Origin of the sequence: Aeromonas dhakensis (genome assembly GCF_002285935.1) — a bacterium.
GTDB classification, from domain to species: Bacteria; Pseudomonadota; Gammaproteobacteria; order Enterobacterales; family Aeromonadaceae; genus Aeromonas; species Aeromonas dhakensis.
The window spans coordinates 4,735,001-4,754,768 of sequence record NZ_CP023141.1 but is presented as its reverse complement, the minus strand read 5'-3'; the positions used below and the strand labels follow the sequence as shown (position 1 = coordinate 4,754,768).

3 protein-coding genes are annotated in these 19,768 nt (G+C 61.7%); 1 reads left to right on the top strand and 2 read right to left on the bottom strand.

From position 1 onward, the window contains the following. Window positions 1–118: 118 nt before the first annotated feature. Entirely contained in the window at window positions 119–15,004 is a 14,886-nt protein-coding gene (locus tag CK627_RS23130; RefSeq protein ID WP_095593380.1) for a retention module-containing protein, read from the top strand. A gap of 670 nt (window positions 15,005–15,674) precedes the next feature. Here CK627_RS23130 and rluA read toward each other — a convergent pair. Further along, window positions 15,675–16,331 carry a bifunctional tRNA pseudouridine(32) synthase/23S rRNA pseudouridine(746) synthase RluA gene (gene rluA, locus CK627_RS21895; RefSeq protein ID WP_095593379.1) on the bottom strand — a complete coding sequence of 219 codons (657 nt, stop codon included), beginning with the start codon at window positions 16,329–16,331 and terminating at the stop codon, window positions 15,675–15,677. A 221-nt stretch (window positions 16,332–16,552) separates the two neighbouring features. After that, a complete protein-coding gene (gene rapA, locus CK627_RS21890) occupies window positions 16,553–19,420 on the bottom strand; it encodes an RNA polymerase-associated protein RapA (protein WP_095593378.1) in 2,868 nt (955 codons plus the stop codon). Between the last annotated feature and the right edge of the window lie 348 nt (window positions 19,421–19,768).

The window sequence follows — 19,768 nt, the reverse complement described above, 5'->3', positions numbered from 1 at the left end:
CGACCGTTCCGGCCTCGAATCAGTCTATCCATTCGAATTTTCTAACTGGTTTCTGGTGCCGTTCACGGGCACATTAGACGGTGGAATATTGCATGCCAATAGAGATTCAGGAGAGAACATGAGCAACCACGAAATTGCATTGGATCAGGACGTTGTCGTTACCCAGTTGAAAGGCAAGGTTTACCTGGTCGCCGCAGATGGCAGCCAGCAACCGCTCGCCGAAGGCGATATCCTGCCCAAGAATGCCGTGTTGATCACTCCTGAGGGCGCCAGCTTCAAAGGTGGCAACCAGACTTTCACCCTGAGCCCGACCAACGAGCAGCAGGCTGAGGATGAAACGTCTCAAGAGCCGCTGCTTGCCCAGAACGTGCCGAGCGACAATCCCAATGACATTGCTGCCCTGCAGCAAGCCATTCTGGGTGGCGCCGACCCGACCAAGGCGTTTGAAGCCTCTGCTGCCGGTGGGGCTCCTGCCGCCGGTGGCGGTATTGGCGGCGTAGCCGGCGCCAGCGGCAATGGTGGCTTCGTCACCATCGACCGTACCGGCGATGCCACCATAGCGGCGGCGGGTTTTGATACTACCTATCAAACCGATGCCGGCGTGACTGCGGATGCACTGCCGGGTGAAGAGAACCGCCTGATCGATCTGGTGCCGCCGGTGATCACTGTCTCTGCGCCTGACAATACCAACGACACTACCCCGACCATCACGGGTACCACGGATGCCGCCGCCGGCAGTACCGTGACCCTGCTGGTGACCGATGCCAATGGCAACCAGCAAACCCTGATCACCACCGTCAATCCGGATGGCACTTTCAGCGTGGATGTCACCACGCCGCTGCCGGATGGTTCCTACACCGTCACGGCGAGCGTCACCGACCCGGCCGGCAACACCGGCACCGCGACCGACGACGGCAGTGTGGATAGTACCGCTCCCTCGGCACCGCAAGTGGACATCCAGGACGGGGCGGACAATGTCATCTCCGCCAATGAGCGCGAGAACGGGGTGGATGTCATCATCCGGCTGCCGGGCGATGCCAAGGCCGGCGATCGTCTCGATGTGGACTGGAATGGTGATGGCGTACCCGACTCCAGCAGAATTCTGACGACCGACGATATCGGCCGCACCCAGGTCACCCTGACCATCCCCACCACGGATCTGCCGGTCAACGGCCCCATCACGGTGGATGCCACCCTGACCGACCCGGTGGGCAACACCTCGCCCAAGGGAACCGACAACAGCGTGGTGAATGCCGCCCCCCAGCCGGGCGACGACCAGTTCACCGTGGCAGAAGATGGCACCGTCACCATCAATGTGCTTGGCAACGACACGGATGCGGATGGTGATCCTCTCACCATCACCGCCATCAACGGCCAGGCCATTGCCGAAGGCGGCACGGTTGCGATCAGCAACGGCTCCGTCACCCTGAACAATGGCCAGTTGATCTTTACACCGGCTCCGGATTTCAACGGCAACATCGCATTTGAATACACAGTTACCGATGGCCTGAACAGCGCCACAGGCGGCGTGACCGGGACTGTTACGCCGGTCAACGATGCCGCAGTGATCTCCGGTACTGACACCGGTGGCGTGACCGAAGACGAAAGCAACCCGACCCTGACCGAGACCGGTACCCTGACCGTGTCCGACGTGGACGGGGCGGATGAAGCCAAGTTTGTGGCAGGCAACGGCGTGGCCAGTACTGGTGCACTGGGCAGCCTCTCCATCACCGAAGGCGGCACCTGGACCTACAACGTCGACAACAGCAAGGTGCAGTACCTGGGCGAGGGCGAGACCAAGGTCGAGACCTTTGTGGTCGAGTCTGTCGATGGCACCACCCACACCGTCACCGTCACCATCACCGGCGTCAACGATGCCGCGGTGATCACCGGTACCGACATCGGTGGCGTGACCGAAGATGAGACCAACCCGACCCTGACCGAGAGCGGTACCCTGACCGTGACCGACGTGGACGGCGCCGATGAGGCCAAGTTTGTGGCCGGCAACGGCACCCCGAGCGCGGGTGCACTGGGTAGCCTGACCATCACCGAAGGCGGTGTCTGGACCTATAACGTCGACAACAGCAAGGTGGAGTACCTGGGCGAGGGCGAGACCAAGGTCGAGACCTTTGTGGTCAAGTCCGTGGACGGCACCGAGCACACCGTCACCGTCACCATCACCGGCACCAACGACCAGGCGATCATCAGCGGCGATGCCGAGGGCACAGTGACCGAGGGCAATGGCAACATCGTCCTGAGTGACAGCGGTACCCTGACGGCCGTGGACGTGGACGGTAAGGATGCCGACAACACCTTCCGCACCGACGTGGCGGCGGTGGCGCACCCGACCGAGGGTGCCCCGCTGGGCAGCCTGACCATCACCGAAGGCGGTGTCTGGACCTATAACGTCGACAACAGCAAGGTGGAGTACCTGGGCGAGGGCGAGACCAAGGTCGAGACCTTTGTGGTCAAGTCCGTGGACGGCACCGAGCACACCGTCACCGTCACCATCACCGGCACCAACGACCAGGCGATCATCAGCGGCGATGCCGAGGGCGCAGTGACCGAGGGCAATGGCAACATCGTCCTGAGTGACAGCGGTACCCTGACGGCCGTGGACGTGGACGGTAAGGATGCCGACAACACCTTCCGCACCGACGTGGCGGCGGTGGCGCACCCGACCGAGGGTGCCCCGCTGGGCAGCCTGACCATCACCGAAGGCGGTGTCTGGACCTATAACGTCGACAACAGCAAGGTGGAGTACCTGGGCGAGGGCGAGACCAAGGTCGAAACCTTTGTGGTCAAGTCCGTGGACGGCACCGAGCACACCGTCACCGTCACCATCACCGGCACCAACGACCAGGCGATCATCAGCGGCGATGCCGAGGGCGCAGTGACCGAGGGCAATGGCAACATCGTCCTGAGTGACAGCGGTACCCTGACGGCCGTGGACGTGGACGGTAAGGATGCCGACAACACCTTCCGCACCGACGTGGCGGCGGTGGCGCACCCGACCGAGGGTGCCCCGCTGGGCAGCCTGACCATCACCGAAGGCGGTGTCTGGACCTATAACGTCGACAACAGCAAGGTGGAGTACCTGGGCGAGGGCGAGACCAAGGTCGAAACCTTTGTGGTCAAGTCCGTGGACGGCACCGAGCACACCGTCACCGTCACCATCACCGGCACCAACGACCAGGCGATCATCAGCGGCGATGCCGAGGGCGCAGTGACCGAGGGCAATGGCAACATCGTCCTGAGTGACAGCGGTACCCTGACGGCCGTGGACGTGGACGGTAAGGATGCCGACAACACCTTCCGCACCGACGTGGCGGCGGTGGCGCACCCGACCGAGGGTGCCCCGCTGGGCAGCCTGACCATCACCGAAGGCGGTGTCTGGACCTATAACGTCGACAACAGCAAGGTGGAGTACCTGGGCGAGGGCGAGACCAAGGTCGAGACCTTTGTGGTCAAGTCCGTGGACGGCACCGAGCACACCGTCACCGTCACCATCACCGGCACCAACGACCAGGCGATCATCAGCGGCGATGCCGAGGGCGCAGTGACCGAGGGCAATGGCAACATCGTCCTGAGTGACAGCGGTACCCTGACGGCCGTGGACGTGGACGGTAAGGATGCCGACAACACCTTCCGCACCGACGTGGCGGCGGTGGCGCACCCGACCGAGGGTGCCCCGCTGGGCAGCCTGACCATCACCGAAGGCGGTGTCTGGACCTATAACGTCGACAACAGCAAGGTGGAGTACCTGGGCGAGGGCGAGACCAAGGTCGAGACCTTTGTGGTCAAGTCCGTGGACGGCACCGAGCACACCGTCACCGTCACCATCACCGGCACCAACGACCAGGCGATCATCAGCGGCGATGCCGAGGGCGCAGTGACCGAGGGCAATGGCAACATCGTCCTGAGTGACAGCGGTACCCTGACGGCCGTGGACGTGGACGGTAAGGATGCCGACAACACCTTCCGCACCGACGTGGCGGCGGTGGCGCACCCGACCGAGGGTGCCCCGCTGGGCAGCCTGACCATCACCGAAGGCGGTGTCTGGACCTATAACGTCGACAACAGCAAGGTGGAGTACCTGGGCGAGGGCGAGACCAAGGTCGAGACCTTTGTGGTCAAGTCCGTGGACGGCACCGAGCACACCGTCACCGTCACCATCACCGGCACCAACGACCAGGCGATCATCAGCGGCGATGCCGAGGGCGCAGTGACCGAGGGCAATGGCAACATCGTCCTGAGTGACAGCGGTACCCTGACGGCCGTGGACGTGGACGGTAAGGATGCCGACAACACCTTCCGCACCGACGTGGCGGCGGTGGCGCACCCGACCGAGGGTGCCCCGCTGGGCAGCCTGACCATCACCGAAGGCGGTGTCTGGACCTATAACGTCGACAACAGCAAGGTGGAGTACCTGGGCGAGGGCGAGACCAAGGTCGAGACCTTTGTGGTCAAGTCCGTGGACGGCACCGAGCACACCGTCACCGTCACCATCACCGGCACCAACGACCAGGCGATCATCAGCGGCGATGCCGAGGGCGCAGTGACCGAGGGCAATGGCAACATCGTCCTGAGTGACAGCGGTACCCTGACGGCCGTGGACGTGGACGGTAAGGATGCCGACAACACCTTCCGCACCGACGTGGCGGCGGTGGCGCACCCGACCGAGGGTGCCCCGCTGGGCAGCCTGACCATCACCGAAGGCGGTGTCTGGACCTATAACGTCGACAACAGCAAGGTGGAGTACCTGGGCGAGGGCGAGACCAAGGTCGAGACCTTTGTGGTCAAGTCCGTGGACGGCACCGAGCACACCGTCACCGTCACCATCACCGGCACCAACGACCAGGCGATCATCAGCGGCGATGCCGAGGGCGCAGTGACCGAGGGCAATGGCAACATCGTCCTGAGTGACAGCGGTACCCTGACGGCCGTGGACGTGGACGGTAAGGATGCCGACAACACCTTCCGCACCGACGTGGCGGCGGTGGCGCACCCGACCGAGGGTGCCCCGCTGGGCAGCCTGACCATCACCGAAGGCGGTGTCTGGACCTATAACGTCGACAACAGCAAGGTGGAGTACCTGGGCGAGGGCGAGACCAAGGTCGAGACCTTTGTGGTCAAGTCCGTGGACGGCACCGAGCACACCGTCACCGTCACCATCACCGGCACCAACGACCAGGCGATCATCAGCGGCGATGCCGAGGGCGCAGTGACCGAGGGCAATGGCAACATCGTCCTGAGTGACAGCGGTACCCTGACGGCCGTGGACGTGGACGGTAAGGATGCCGACAACACCTTCCGCACCGACGTGGCGGCGGTGGCGCACCCGACCGAGGGTGCCCCGCTGGGCAGCCTGACCATCACCGAAGGCGGTGTCTGGACCTATAACGTCGACAACAGCAAGGTGGAGTACCTGGGCGAGGGCGAGACCAAGGTCGAGACCTTTGTGGTCAAGTCCGTGGACGGCACCGAGCACACCGTCACCGTCACCATCACCGGCACCAACGACCAGGCGATCATCAGCGGCGATGCCGAGGGCGCAGTGACCGAGGGCAATGGCAACATCGTCCTGAGTGACAGCGGTACCCTGACGGCCGTGGACGTGGACGGTAAGGATGCCGACAACACCTTCCGCACCGACGTGGCGGCGGTGGCGCACCCGACCGAGGGTGCCCCGCTGGGCAGCCTGACCATCACCGAAGGCGGTGTCTGGACCTATAACGTCGACAACAGCAAGGTGGAGTACCTGGGCGAGGGCGAGACCAAGGTCGAGACCTTTGTGGTCAAGTCCGTGGACGGCACCGAGCACACCGTCACCGTCACCATCACCGGCACCAACGACCAGGCGATCATCAGCGGCGATGCCGAGGGCGCAGTGACCGAGGGCAATGGCAACATCGTCCTGAGTGACAGCGGTACCCTGACGGCCGTGGACGTGGACGGTAAGGATGCCGACAACACCTTCCGCACCGACGTGGCGGCGGTGGCGCACCCGACCGAGGGTGCCCCGCTGGGCAGCCTGACCATCACCGAAGGCGGTGTCTGGACCTATAACGTCGACAACAGCAAGGTGGAGTACCTGGGCGAGGGCGAGACCAAGGTCGAGACCTTTGTGGTCAAGTCCGTGGACGGCACCGAGCACACCGTCACCGTCACCATCACCGGCACCAACGACCAGGCGATCATCAGCGGCGATGCCGAGGGCGCAGTGACCGAGGGCAATGGCAACATCGTCCTGAGTGACAGCGGTACCCTGACGGCCGTGGACGTGGACGGTAAGGATGCCGACAACACCTTCCGCACCGACGTGGCGGCGGTGGCGCACCCGACCGAGGGTGCCCCGCTGGGCAGCCTGACCATCACCGAAGGCGGTGTCTGGACCTATAACGTCGACAACAGCAAGGTGGAGTACCTGGGCGAGGGCGAGACCAAGGTCGAAACCTTTGTGGTCAAGTCCGTGGACGGCACCGAGCACACCGTCACCGTCACCATCACCGGCACCAACGACCAGGCGATCATCAGCGGCGATGCCGAGGGCGCAGTGACCGAGGGCAATGGCAACATCGTCCTGAGTGACAGCGGTACCCTGACGGCCGTGGACGTGGACGGTAAGGATGCCGACAACACCTTCCGCACCGACGTGGCGGCGGTGGCGCACCCGACCGAGGGTGCCCCGCTGGGCAGCCTGACCATCACCGAAGGCGGTGTCTGGACCTATAACGTCGACAACAGCAAGGTGGAGTACCTGGGCGAGGGCGAGACCAAGGTCGAGACCTTTGTGGTCAAGTCCGTGGACGGCACCGAGCACACCGTCACCGTCACCATCACCGGCACCAACGACCAGGCGATCATCAGCGGCGATGCCGAGGGCGCAGTGACCGAGGGCAATGGCAACATCGTCCTGAGTGACAGCGGTACCCTGACGGCCGTGGACGTGGACGGTAAGGATGCCGACAACACCTTCCGCACCGACGTGGCGGCGGTGGCGCACCCGACCGAGGGTGCCCCGCTGGGCAGCCTGACCATCACCGAAGGCGGTGTCTGGACCTATAACGTCGACAACAGCAAGGTGGAGTACCTGGGCGAGGGCGAGACCAAGGTCGAAACCTTTGTGGTCAAGTCCGTGGACGGCACCGAGCACACCGTCACCGTCACCATCACCGGCACCAACGACCAGGCGATCATCAGCGGCGATGCCGAGGGCGCAGTGACCGAGGGCAATGGCAACATCGTCCTGAGTGACAGCGGTACCCTGACGGCCGTGGACGTGGACGGTAAGGATGCCGACAACACCTTCCGCACCGACGTGGCGGCGGTGGCGCACCCGACCGAGGGTGCCCCGCTGGGCAGCCTGACCATCACCGAAGGCGGTGTCTGGACCTATAACGTCGACAACAGCAAGGTGGAGTACCTGGGCGAGGGCGAGACCAAGGTCGAGACCTTTGTGGTCAAGTCCGTGGACGGCACCGAGCACACCGTCACCGTCACCATCACCGGCACCAACGACCAGGCGATCATCAGCGGCGATGCCGAGGGCGCAGTGACCGAGGGCAATGGCAACATCGTCCTGAGTGACAGCGGTACCCTGACGGCCGTGGACGTGGACGGTAAGGATGCCGACAACACCTTCCGCACCGACGTGGCGGCGGTGGCGCACCCGACCGAGGGTGCCCCGCTGGGCAGCCTGACCATCACCGAAGGCGGTGTCTGGACCTATAACGTCGACAACAGCAAGGTGGAGTACCTGGGCGAGGGCGAGACCAAGGTCGAGACCTTTGTGGTCAAGTCCGTGGACGGCACCGAGCACACCGTCACCGTCACCATCACCGGCACCAACGACCAGGCGATCATCAGCGGCGATGCCGAGGGCGCAGTGACCGAGGGCAATGGCAACATCGTCCTGAGTGACAGCGGTACCCTGACGGCCGTGGACGTGGACGGTAAGGATGCCGACAACACCTTCCGCACCGACGTGGCGGCGGTGGCGCACCCGACCGAGGGTGCCCCGCTGGGCAGCCTGACCATCACCGAAGGCGGTGTCTGGACCTATAACGTCGACAACAGCAAGGTGGAGTACCTGGGCGAGGGCGAGACCAAGGTCGAGACCTTTGTGGTCAAGTCCGTGGACGGCACCGAGCACACCGTCACCGTCACCATCACCGGCACCAACGACCAGGCGATCATCAGCGGCGATGCCGAGGGCGCAGTGACCGAGGGCAATGGCAACATCGTCCTGAGTGACAGCGGTACCCTGACGGCCGTGGACGTGGACGGTAAGGATGCCGACAACACCTTCCGCACCGACGTGGCGGCGGTGGCGCACCCGACCGAGGGTGCCCCGCTGGGCAGCCTGACCATCACCGAAGGCGGTGTCTGGACCTATAACGTCGACAACAGCAAGGTGGAGTACCTGGGCGAGGGCGAGACCAAGGTCGAGACCTTTGTGGTCAAGTCCGTGGACGGCACCGAGCACACCGTCACCGTCACCATCACCGGCACCAACGACCAGGCGATCATCAGCGGCGATGCCGAGGGCGCAGTGACCGAGGGCAATGGCAACATCGTCCTGAGTGACAGCGGTACCCTGACGGCCGTGGACGTGGACGGTAAGGATGCCGACAACACCTTCCGCACCGACGTGGCGGCGGTGGCGCACCCGACCGAGGGTGCCCCGCTGGGCAGCCTGACCATCACCGAAGGCGGTGTCTGGACCTATAACGTCGACAACAGCAAGGTGGAGTACCTGGGCGAGGGCGAGACCAAGGTCGAGACCTTTGTGGTCAAGTCCGTGGACGGCACCGAGCACACCGTCACCGTCACCATCACCGGCACCAACGACCAGGCGATCATCAGCGGCGATGCCGAGGGCGCAGTGACCGAGGGCAATGGCAACATCGTCCTGAGTGACAGCGGTACCCTGACGGCCGTGGACGTGGACGGTAAGGATGCCGACAACACCTTCCGCACCGACGTGGCGGCGGTGGCGCACCCGACCGAGGGTGCCCCGCTGGGCAGCCTGACCATCACCGAAGGCGGTGTCTGGACCTATAACGTCGACAACAGCAAGGTGGAGTACCTGGGCGAGGGCGAGACCAAGGTCGAGACCTTTGTGGTCAAGTCCGTGGACGGCACCGAGCACACCGTCACCGTCACCATCACCGGCACCAACGACCAGGCGATCATCAGCGGCGATGCCGAGGGCGCAGTGACCGAGGGCAATGGCAACATCGTCCTGAGTGACAGCGGTACCCTGACGGCCGTGGACGTGGACGGTAAGGATGCCGACAACACCTTCCGCACCGACGTGGCGGCGGTGGCGCACCCGACCGAGGGTGCCCCGCTGGGCAGCCTGACCATCACCGAAGGCGGTGTCTGGACCTATAACGTCGACAACAGCAAGGTGGAGTACCTGGGCGAGGGCGAGACCAAGGTCGAGACCTTTGTGGTCAAGTCCGTGGACGGCACCGAGCACACCGTCACCGTCACCATCACCGGCACCAACGACCAGGCGATCATCAGCGGCGATGCCGAGGGCGCAGTGACCGAGGGCAATGGCAACATCGTCCTGAGTGACAGCGGTACCCTGACGGCCGTGGACGTGGACGGTAAGGATGCCGACAACACCTTCCGCACCGACGTGGCGGCGGTGGCGCACCCGACCGAGGGTGCCCCGCTGGGCAGCCTGACCATCACCGAAGGCGGTGTCTGGACCTACAACGTCGACAACAGCAAGGTGGAGTACCTGGGCGAGGGCGAGACCAAGGTCGAGACCTTTGTGGTCAAGTCCGTGGACGGCACCGAGCACACCGTCACCATCACCATCACCGGCACCAACGACCAGGCGATCATCAGCGGCGATGCCGAGGGCGCAGTGACCGAGGGCAATGGCAACATCGTCCTGAGTGACAGCGGTACCCTGACGGCCGTGGACGTGGACGGTAAGGATGCCGACAACACCTTCCGCACCGACGTGGCGGCGGTGGCGCACCCGACCGAGGGTGCCCCGCTGGGCAGCCTGACCATCACCGAAGGCGGTGTCTGGACCTACAACGTCGACAACAGCAAGGTGGAGTACCTGGGCGAGGGCGAGACCAAGGTCGAGACCTTTGTGGTCAAGTCCGTGGACGGCACCGAGCACACCGTCACCGTCACCATCACCGGCACCAACGACGCACCGACCCTGAATATCGACAAGGGGGTTGTGGTCTCTGAAGAGGGGCTTGCCGGCGGCATTGCCGATACGGCGGGCAGCAGCGATACTACCGACAGCGTGGCCGCCAGCGGCAAGATCACGGTCGGCGACGTCGACAGCCAGGATACCCTCACCATCAGCCTGAACGGGCCGGCTGGCCTGACGGCTGGCGGTGCCGCGGTGCAGTGGAGCTGGAATGCCGCTACCAAGGTGTTGACCGGTTATACCGGCACTCCGGGCGGCGCCGATTACAAGGCGGTCATGGATGTGAAGCTGACCGCACCTGCCGGCAACGGCAAGGGAGACTGGAGCTATGACGTGACGCTCAAGGCCCCGCTGGATCACCCGGTCAAGGGCAGTGAAGACGTACTCAACTTCCAGATCGGTGTGACCGTATCGGATGGCAAGACCACCACCACCGGCAGCCTGCCCATTTCGGTCGAGGACGACTCACCGGTGGCTGGCGACATGGCGGCCGTCTCCGTCATCAAGACCAACATCCCGGATACCCTGACCGGCCTGTTTGATCTGACCAAATACAGTGGCAGCAACCAGACGACCCTGAACGTGAGCGGCTTCAGCATCACGGCGCTGGGCTTTACCTCGTCGACCAACTCGGCCCTGACGACGGCCAATGTCAACGGTTCCAGCGCCGGCCTGGGGGTTTCCAGCGTTGGTTCACCGAACCACAACCTCGCCAACGAGGTGGACTTCCGCCACTTCGCAGACGGCACTTCGGCATCCGAGCAGCTGATCATCAAGCTGGATGCGGGCAAGGTGGCCTATGGCGCCAACATCAAGTTCAGCCAGATGTTCGGTGGCGAGCTGGAGAGCGGGGTGGTCGAGTTCTACCGCGGTGGCGTGCTGATCGGTACCCAGACCTTCAGCTCCAACGCGGCGGGTGGCGACTATGCCGGTAACTTCCAGGTGCAGCAGGGTGGCTTCGATACCATGGTCATCAAGGCCACCAACAATGGTAACGGCCTCTACGCCGACAACAGCGACTTCACCGTGAAGAGCATCGAGTTCCTCGGGGCGACCACGGCACCGGCCATCGCCTACGGTTCCGGCACGGTTACCCCGCAGTGGGGCGCTGACGGCAAGGGCTACATGCAGCTGGTCGGTTCTACCGAGACCGGGCTGACCACGGCGACCGGCAAACTGATCACCACCTCGATGGAATCGGCCAATACCCTGATCGGCACGGCCAGCGATGGCACCCTGGTGTTCCGTCTGGAATTTACCCCGGCCACCGGCAAGTGGGAGTTCTTCCAGTATCAGAACATGTCCAAGCCGCTGGGCGATGGCGACATCGACTTCCAGGTCAAGGTGGTGGATGGCGACGGCGACTACAGCCTGGGCTCTTTCGCAACCAAACCGCTGTTTACGCCCATCGTGCAGTCGGTCTCCAGCGAGAGCGCGACCGAGGGTGGCAACCTGCTGCACACGGTGACGCTGTCGGATGCGACCCAGGAAGCGACCCAGTATGACTTCGGCATCAAGGGCAGCGGTACCAACCCGGCTTCCAGCCTTGACTGGGGTACTGCCCAGTTCAGCAACGGGGTGACCTACAACAGCGCCACCGGCAAGATCACCGTGCCGGCCGGGGTGTCGGGCTTTACCGTGACCATCCCGACGGTGGACGATCGTCTGGTCGAAGCGAATGAGACCCTGACGGTGACTGTGGGCGGTCAGAACGGCATCGGTACCATCATCGACAACGATCGTGCGCCGACGGCGGCCGGGGGCCATAGTGCCGGGCAGGAAGACAAGCCCCAGGTGCTGACCTGGGCCCAGTTCGGTGCCAGCGATGATCAGGTTACGAGCGATCTCAGTGTGAAGATCGGCACTCTGCCTCTCAGTGGCAAGCTAGAGTACCTCAATGCTGCAGGCCAGTGGGTTGCCGTGTCGAGTGGTGCCCTCATCTCTTATGCCGATGTGAGTGCTGGCCATCTGCGCTTCGTGCCTGGGGTGAACGAGTCGAGCTCAAGTGCCAGCGATGGCGGCGGTGTCGTCATCGGTAACATGAAGGGGGACTACGCCAGCTTCGATTATCAGATCAGCGACGGTGCCAACCTCAGCAACAGCGGCAAGCTGGTGATCGATATTGATGCGGTAGCAGATAGACCCACGGTCAATGTCACCCTAACGGGGAATGGCATACCGTCTTACAACCTGAGCTTCCCGAGCGCGAGCGTCACCACGGATCAGTTCCAGTCAGGTAATTTCAACAAGATGGCTTTTGGCATCACCAATTGGCTGACAGACAGTAGCAGTGGTCAGGAGCGGGTTGATGGCACCAAGGTCAACGACTATATCGTCAGTGTGAAGGGCGGCGGTGACCACTTTGTCGGTGGCCTAGGCAATGACGTGCTGGTCGGTGGCAATTCTGTGACGGGTGATACCCTCGACGGGGGAGACGGCAATGATGTGCTGGTATCGGGCCTCGGCAGCGACGGCCTCTATGGTGGTGCCGGTACTGATATCGCGGTGCTGACTGGCAACCGTGCCGACTACGCCATCAAGAAGGGCAGCGGATATTCGGTCAATGATCGCTGGTTCGACTTCTCCGTCACGGAGAAGGGCGCCGGCATCACCAAGGCACTGCACGACGTGGAGTATGTCCAGTTTGCCGACGGTATCTACCAGCTCAACCAGAGCACGGGTGAGCTGACCCTGGTACAGCCAGTGGTTGTTGATTACCCGCTGGAGGTGAGTGCCTCCCTGACCGACCGGGATGGCAGCGAAGTGCTCGATAGCTTAGTACTGAGCGGGATTCCGAAGGGAGCTGAACTCTACAGCGGTAGTCAGTTGCTGGGCACCGTCGGAGTTGATGGCCAGCTCATTCTCACCGCCAGCAGCGGTCTGTGGAATACGAGTGCGCTGGATGTGAAGCTGACCGGACTGACTCTGCGAGTGCCGGGCGGCAGCGCCGGTCTGGTGGATCTCCAGGTGGATGCTACCGCCAAGGAGGTGGGTACCGATCAGACCAGTACCGCGACCGACAGTGACAGCATTCGTCTGAGCTACTTCCAATCCACCGAAGGGGAGCCGGGGGATCAAAACCGTATCTACGGCAGCGAGCACAATATCGTGGTCGGGGATCTGGATGGCAGCGTGGTGCTGCCGGGCCAGAACTACAACATCGCCTTCATGGTCGACAGCTCGGGCAGTATCGGCACCAGTGCCATGAACACCATCAAGAGTCAGCTGGCACAGGTGTTCTCCAGCCTCAAGGCGAGCGCCGGGACCGATGGGGCCGGGATGGTCAACATCTTCCTAGTGGACTTCGACACCATGGCCAACAAATCGGTCAGCGTGAACCTGAAGGACAGCAATGCCCTGAGCCAGCTGCAAGCCATTCTCGACAGCATGGATGGCAGCACCAACAGTGGCGGTGGTACCAACTACGAAGATGTGTTCAAGACCACGGCCAACTGGTTCAACAGCTCAACCACTCAAGGTAACACCAATGCCAAGAACCTGACCTACTTCATTACCGATGGTAAGCCGACTTACTATCTCAGTAGTGAGGGTAGCAATCCGCTGATCGATGACTATCCGAATGATTCTCGTGATGTCTATCTCAATCAGCTGCTGCAGAATGGCTATGTGCCAGGTCAAGTTTACAAGAGCAGCGGATATACCATTATCGATGCTCAGGGGGCCGTGTATAAGGTCGATACCAAAGGCGCGTCAACCAAGATTGGCTATATGCGTCCCGATGGTCTGGGTGGTTATACCTACTCGACATTGGACGGTGATGGCCGTAATACCACCAATACTACGATTACGAACTCCGTTGCCGGCTTTGCCTTGCTGACAGGAATGGGGGTTACGGTAGAAGCGATCGGACTGGGAGCCAACATCTCCTACAACGATCTCAAGTCCTACGACTCTGACGGCGTCATCATGACCGGTGTCAACGCCAACGACCTGGCCAACGCCATTCTGGGTACCTCGGTGAACAACCTGCCGGGCAGCGACCGGATCGACGGCGGTGCCGGTGACGACATCCTGTTCGGTGATGCGATCCACTTTGCCGGTATCAACGGTGAAGGCTACGCGGCCATCAAGCAGTATGTGGCCGGCAAGCTGAGCGCAGGCTCGGTGACCGATGCCCAGGTCCATGACTACATCACGGACCATGCCAGCGAGTTTGATCAGTCCTCCAGCAACGACAAGGCGGACGTGCTGATCGGTGGCGATGGCAACGACATCCTGTTTGGTCAGGGTGGCGATGACTTCCTGTTCGGCGGGGCCGGCAACGACATCCTGTTCGGTGGTGCCGGCAACGACACCCTGTATGGCGAGAGCGGCAACGATACCCTGTACGGTGGCAGCGGCAACGATACCCTGTTTGGCGGTAGCGGCGACGATACCCTGAGCGGTGGTCTGGGCAATGACATCCTGGTTGGCGGGCTTGGCAATGACATCCTCAAGGGGGATGGCGGCGCCGATACCTTCACCTGGCTGCAGGGCGATACTGCTGCGGGCAGCGTGGCCAAGGACTACGTGGTCGACTTCTCCAAGGCGGAAGGTGACAAGCTGGATCTGAGCGACCTGCTGGATCACGATGGTTCTCGCAACCAGAACGATCTGAAGAGCCTGCTCTCTGTCTTCCAGGACAGTGAAGGAGTGCATCTGCAGGTCAAGGAGAGCAGCGCCGCCCCCGTGACCCAGGAGATAGTGCTGATGAACCACACGTTCGACAGCCTCACCGGCAGTGCCGCGGCCACCTCGTCTCAGGTGATCGACTACATGCTCAACAACAACATGCTGGATATCGACAAGTAATCCGGTCGACCCCAGGCAAAAAGCGGCAGAGCAATCTGCCGCTTTTTTATTAGCGTTGTTTCCCGTCCTGAATATGATTTACACCTTGCTTTCGGTTATACCGAGACCTCGATGGAATAAGACATGGAGCAAATACAGTGTGACTGATTACTGAGTTTTAAACTGGCTTAGGTCGAGTAGATTGAAAAAGGTAAGCTGACATAGAAACAGGCACAAGTTTGTTATCGGGCCTGACTAGATTTTGCCGGTGGTGTCTGAGCTAATTCGGGGGCTGATATTATCTGTCTGCCGGACAAGAGCGAACCTTTAAACCTTAGTTTGGTGATGAATACCTGTTCATGTAAGAAAGTAGGCTACCACTCGGACTTGGGGGGATATTGCTCGCGCTTGTATCCGTCGGTGCATGAGTGGCATAGGTCCAGTACTCGATGACGGATGGCTATGGTTGAAATCAGGATACATAGGCGGAACGGGCGACCGAGATTTTGCAAGGAGAGTTGCTGTTACAAAGCCCTCGGAACCAGGCACAAGCGGGGGAAATGGTACATGACCTGAAGTGACCACATCAGGCATTGAAATACAGAGCCCCCGATGTGGTGCATCAGGGGTTCTCAGTGCTAAAAATGCGAACCTATTTCAGGGCTAGACACATTATTATCCCTGCGTTAGTTCAGGTAGGGAAGGGGGCCGGAGCATCGAAGGTCATCCGTTCGCCGCTGCGGGGGTGGCTGATGGTCAGGCTGGCCGCGTGTAGGTAAAGATGAGGCGCCGCCGCCAGTGCCTCCGGATTGGCGTAGAGGTTGTCGCCGAGGATGGGGTGCCCCAGCTCCAGCATATGAACCCGTAGCTGATGGGAGCGACCGGTAATAGGGGTCAGCTTGATCAAGCTGTTGCCATTTTCCACCTTCAGCTTCTGCCACAAGGTCAGGGCGTGACGCCCCTCCTCAAAGTCCACCTTCTGCTTCGGGCGGTTGGGCCAGTCGACACAGAGCGGCAGATCCACTTCACCCGCATCCAGTTCCGGCTCGCCCCACACCCAGGCCAGATAGTGCTTCTCGGTTTCCCGCTCGCGGAATTGCCGGCTCAGCTCCCGGTGAGAGTTGGGATTGAGGGGGATCACCAGCACGCCTGTGGTCGCCATGTCGAGACGATGGGCGGCCGCCGCCTTAGGGTGCTGTTGCTTCACCCGATGGAGCACGCTGTCTTCATTCTCGGGGCCGCGCCCGGGGACGCTCAGCAGGCCAGTGGGCTTGTTGACCACCATGATGTCCTTGTCCTTGAACAGGATATCGAGCCAGGGTTCCAGGGGCGGTGAGTATACAAACATAGCGTCTCGCATCTTTGGTCAAAGCGGGGGCAAGCCCCCATCAGTTATGGATTACCACGATAAAAGTGCATGGCAGCCAACTCGCGTTGGGTCTGGTCGTTATCAACCAGACGATGCTTTCACAGTTTTATCAGTTATGGGTAACCACGATAAAAAGTGCATGGCATCCAACTCGCGTTGGGTCTGGTCGTTATCAACCAGACGATGCTTTCACCGTTTCATCAGTTATGAGTAACCACGATAAAGCGGATGGCATCCAGCTTGAGTTGGGTCTGGTCGATCAGGTGGTGCAATTCTGCCTGCAGATTGCGCAGATAATCCAGTTCGCTGTCGCGCACGTTCGGGTTGACCGCCTTGAGCGCCTCCAGACGATCGAGATCCTGCTGCAGAGTTTGCGCCATCTGAGAACGGGCCTGGTCGACAATATTCGCCTTCAGTCCTTCGGCAATCGCCTGACCCTGGCCAATCAGACCGTGGATCACTGGCTGGGAAGCGGTGACCAGCTTGCTGCCCAGGTGGCGGTTGACCGGCGTCAGCTGGCGGTTGAAGGCATCGAACGCCACCTTCTCACCCAGGTTGTTGCCGTTCTTGTCCATCAGCAGCCGAATCGGGGTAGGCGGCATGAAGCGGTAGAGCTGGGGATGGGTTGCAGACTCGGCAACGAAAATCAGCTCCAGCAGGATGGAACCGACCGGCAACGCCTTGTTCTTGAGCAGAGCCACCGAGGTGGCACCGATCTCTGAACCCAGGATCAGGTCGATACCGCCGCGCATCATGGGGTGATCCCAGGAGAGGAACGATATGTCGTCCCGCGACAGGGCGGTGGTGCGATCAAAGGTGATGGTCATGCCGTCTTGCGGCAGGCCCGGGAAGCTCGGCACCAGCATGTGATCGCCCGGCATCAGCACCAGCGCGTTCTCGCCGCGATCATCCTGATTGACGCCGATCTCGTCGAACATCTTGAGGGCGAAGGAGATCATGCCGGTGTCGTCATCTTCGGCGGCCAGCTTCTCGACCAGCTGCTGGGCGGCTTCGCCACCGCTGGAGTGGATCTCCAGCAGACGATCGCGGCCCTGTTCCAGTTTGGCCTTGAGGGGCTCGTGCAACTCGCGGGTGCGGGTCAGTAGTGCTTCGAGGGTTGTCTGCTCACCAGTGTTGGCGGCCAGCAGCTCGAACAGCTCGTCACGCACCGCTTCAAACACCGGGCGGGCGGTCGGGCAGGTCTGCTCGAACGCATCGAGGCCATCGTGATACCAGAGTTGCAGGGCGCGCTGGGAAGTGCCCTCCAGATAGGGAACGTGGATCTCGACGGTGTTCTGCTGGCCGATGCGATCGAGACGGCCGATTCGCTGCTCCAGCAGATCCGGGTTGAGGGGCAGGTCGAACAGCACCAGATGGCTGGCAAACTGGAAGTTGCGACCCTCGGAGCCGATCTCGGAGCAGAGCAGCACCTGGGCGCCCCCCTCAGCTTGAGCGAAATAGGCGGAGGCCTTGTCCCGTTCCAGGATGGACATCCCTTCGTGGAAGACGGCGGCGCGGATCCCCTCGCGAGTACGCACGGCCTCTTCCAGCGCAATGGCGGTGGCCGCTTCGGAGCAGATCACCAGTATCTTCTGCTGACGGGCAGAGATCAGCAACTCAAGCAGCCAGTCGACGCGCGGGTCAAACTGGGTCCAGCTGGCGTTGTCGCCTTCAAACTGCTGGAAGATCTTCTCGGGATAGAGGTAGCGCAGGGCACGGGTCTGCAGATCGCCGCCGTTGCCACCCATCATGCCCATCACCTTGATGGCGGTCTTGTACTGCTCCGGCAACGGCATGGGGTAGACGTTGAGATGACGCTCGGGGAAGCCCTGAATGTTGGCGCGGCTGTTGCGAAACAGCACGCGACCTGTGCCGTGCTGATCCAGCAGCTTGGCAACTGCCTGCTGACGGGCGGCCGCATCAGTGAGATCCAGACCATCCAGCTGGCCTGCCAGGGTCTGTTTGGCCGCTTCGCTCAGGGCCTCGCCATCCAGCAACTCCTGGGCGGCACTGGCGACTTGACCATAAGCCTGCTCCTCGGCGAGGAAGGCCTCGTAGTCGTAGAAACGCTCGGGGTCGAGCAGGCGCAGACGGGCAAAGTGGCTCTGGTGGCCCAGCTGGTCAGGGGTCGCGGTCAGCAACAGCACACCCGGCACCTGTTCGGCCAGCGCTTCCACCATCTCATAGGCACGGCTTGGCGCCTCCTCGCTCCACTCCAGGTGGTGTGCCTCGTCGACGACCAGCAGATCCCATTCGGCTTCCAGCAACTGCTCGAAGCGGCGGCGTTTCTTGCGCAGGAAATCGAGGCTGCAGATCACCAGCTGCTCGGTTTCGAAGGGATTTTCCGCATCGGCAAAGGCCTCGATGCAGCGCTCCTCGTCAAACAGGGAGAAGTGCAGGTTGAAGCGGCGCAGCATTTCGACCAGCCACTGGTGCTGGAGTGTTTCGGGCAGCAGGATCAACACGCGATGGGCGCGGCCGGAGAGCAGTTGCTGATGAATGATCATGCCCGCTTCAATGGTCTTGCCGAGCCCCACTTCGTCGGCCAGCAGTACGCGCGGTGCATAACGGTGGCCTACTTCATGGGCGATATAGAGTTGGTGCGGGATCAGGCTGACCCGGCCACCGGCCAGACCGCGGGTCGGATTGCGACGACGTTTGTGCTGGTTGACCAGCGCTTCGTAGCGCAGGGTAAAGCGGGACATCCGGTCGATCTGGCCGGCGAACAGGCGGTCCTGCGGCTTGTTGAACTTGATGAAGTTGTTGAGAAACACTTCCTTGAGGGCAACCGGCTCATCATTGTCGGTGCGAACACCTACATATATAAGCAGGCCATCTTTCTCCTGCACTTCATCGACCATCATGGTCCAGTCTTCGTGACTGGCTATCTGATCGCCCACATTGAAGCTGACCCGGGTGACCGGCGCCTCTTCTTTGGCATACATGCGGTTTTCACCGGTAGCCGGAAACAACAGGGTAACCATGCGTCCTTCAACAGCAACGACAGTCCCCAAACCCAGATCCGTCTCTGTATCACTAATCCAACGCTGGCCAAGTGCAAAAGGCATTAAACTCTCCAAAGCCCAAGAGTGTGTGAATCGCAAAGGGGCGCTATGTTACCCGAAGGCGTGAGCGCGATCACCATGGATATGGCGATGGTGGCAGCCATTTCATCCTGCTGTTGATCCAACTCTTGTCCTGCATGATTGAAGATAGATGGCGTTGACTACGGTCGAGGAAATTGCTGGATTAAGCGACTTCTTGATTGATTGTTGAGCGGTTGAACGATTTCTTCGAATTTAATGCGAATTGTCGCTTGCAAGCGTGATCCAGATCCCTATAATGCGCCTCCATCGACACGGCAAGCGGCAACGCAGAAAGCCAAGTCGGTAGCCTCGAAAAACCTTTGCAAATAA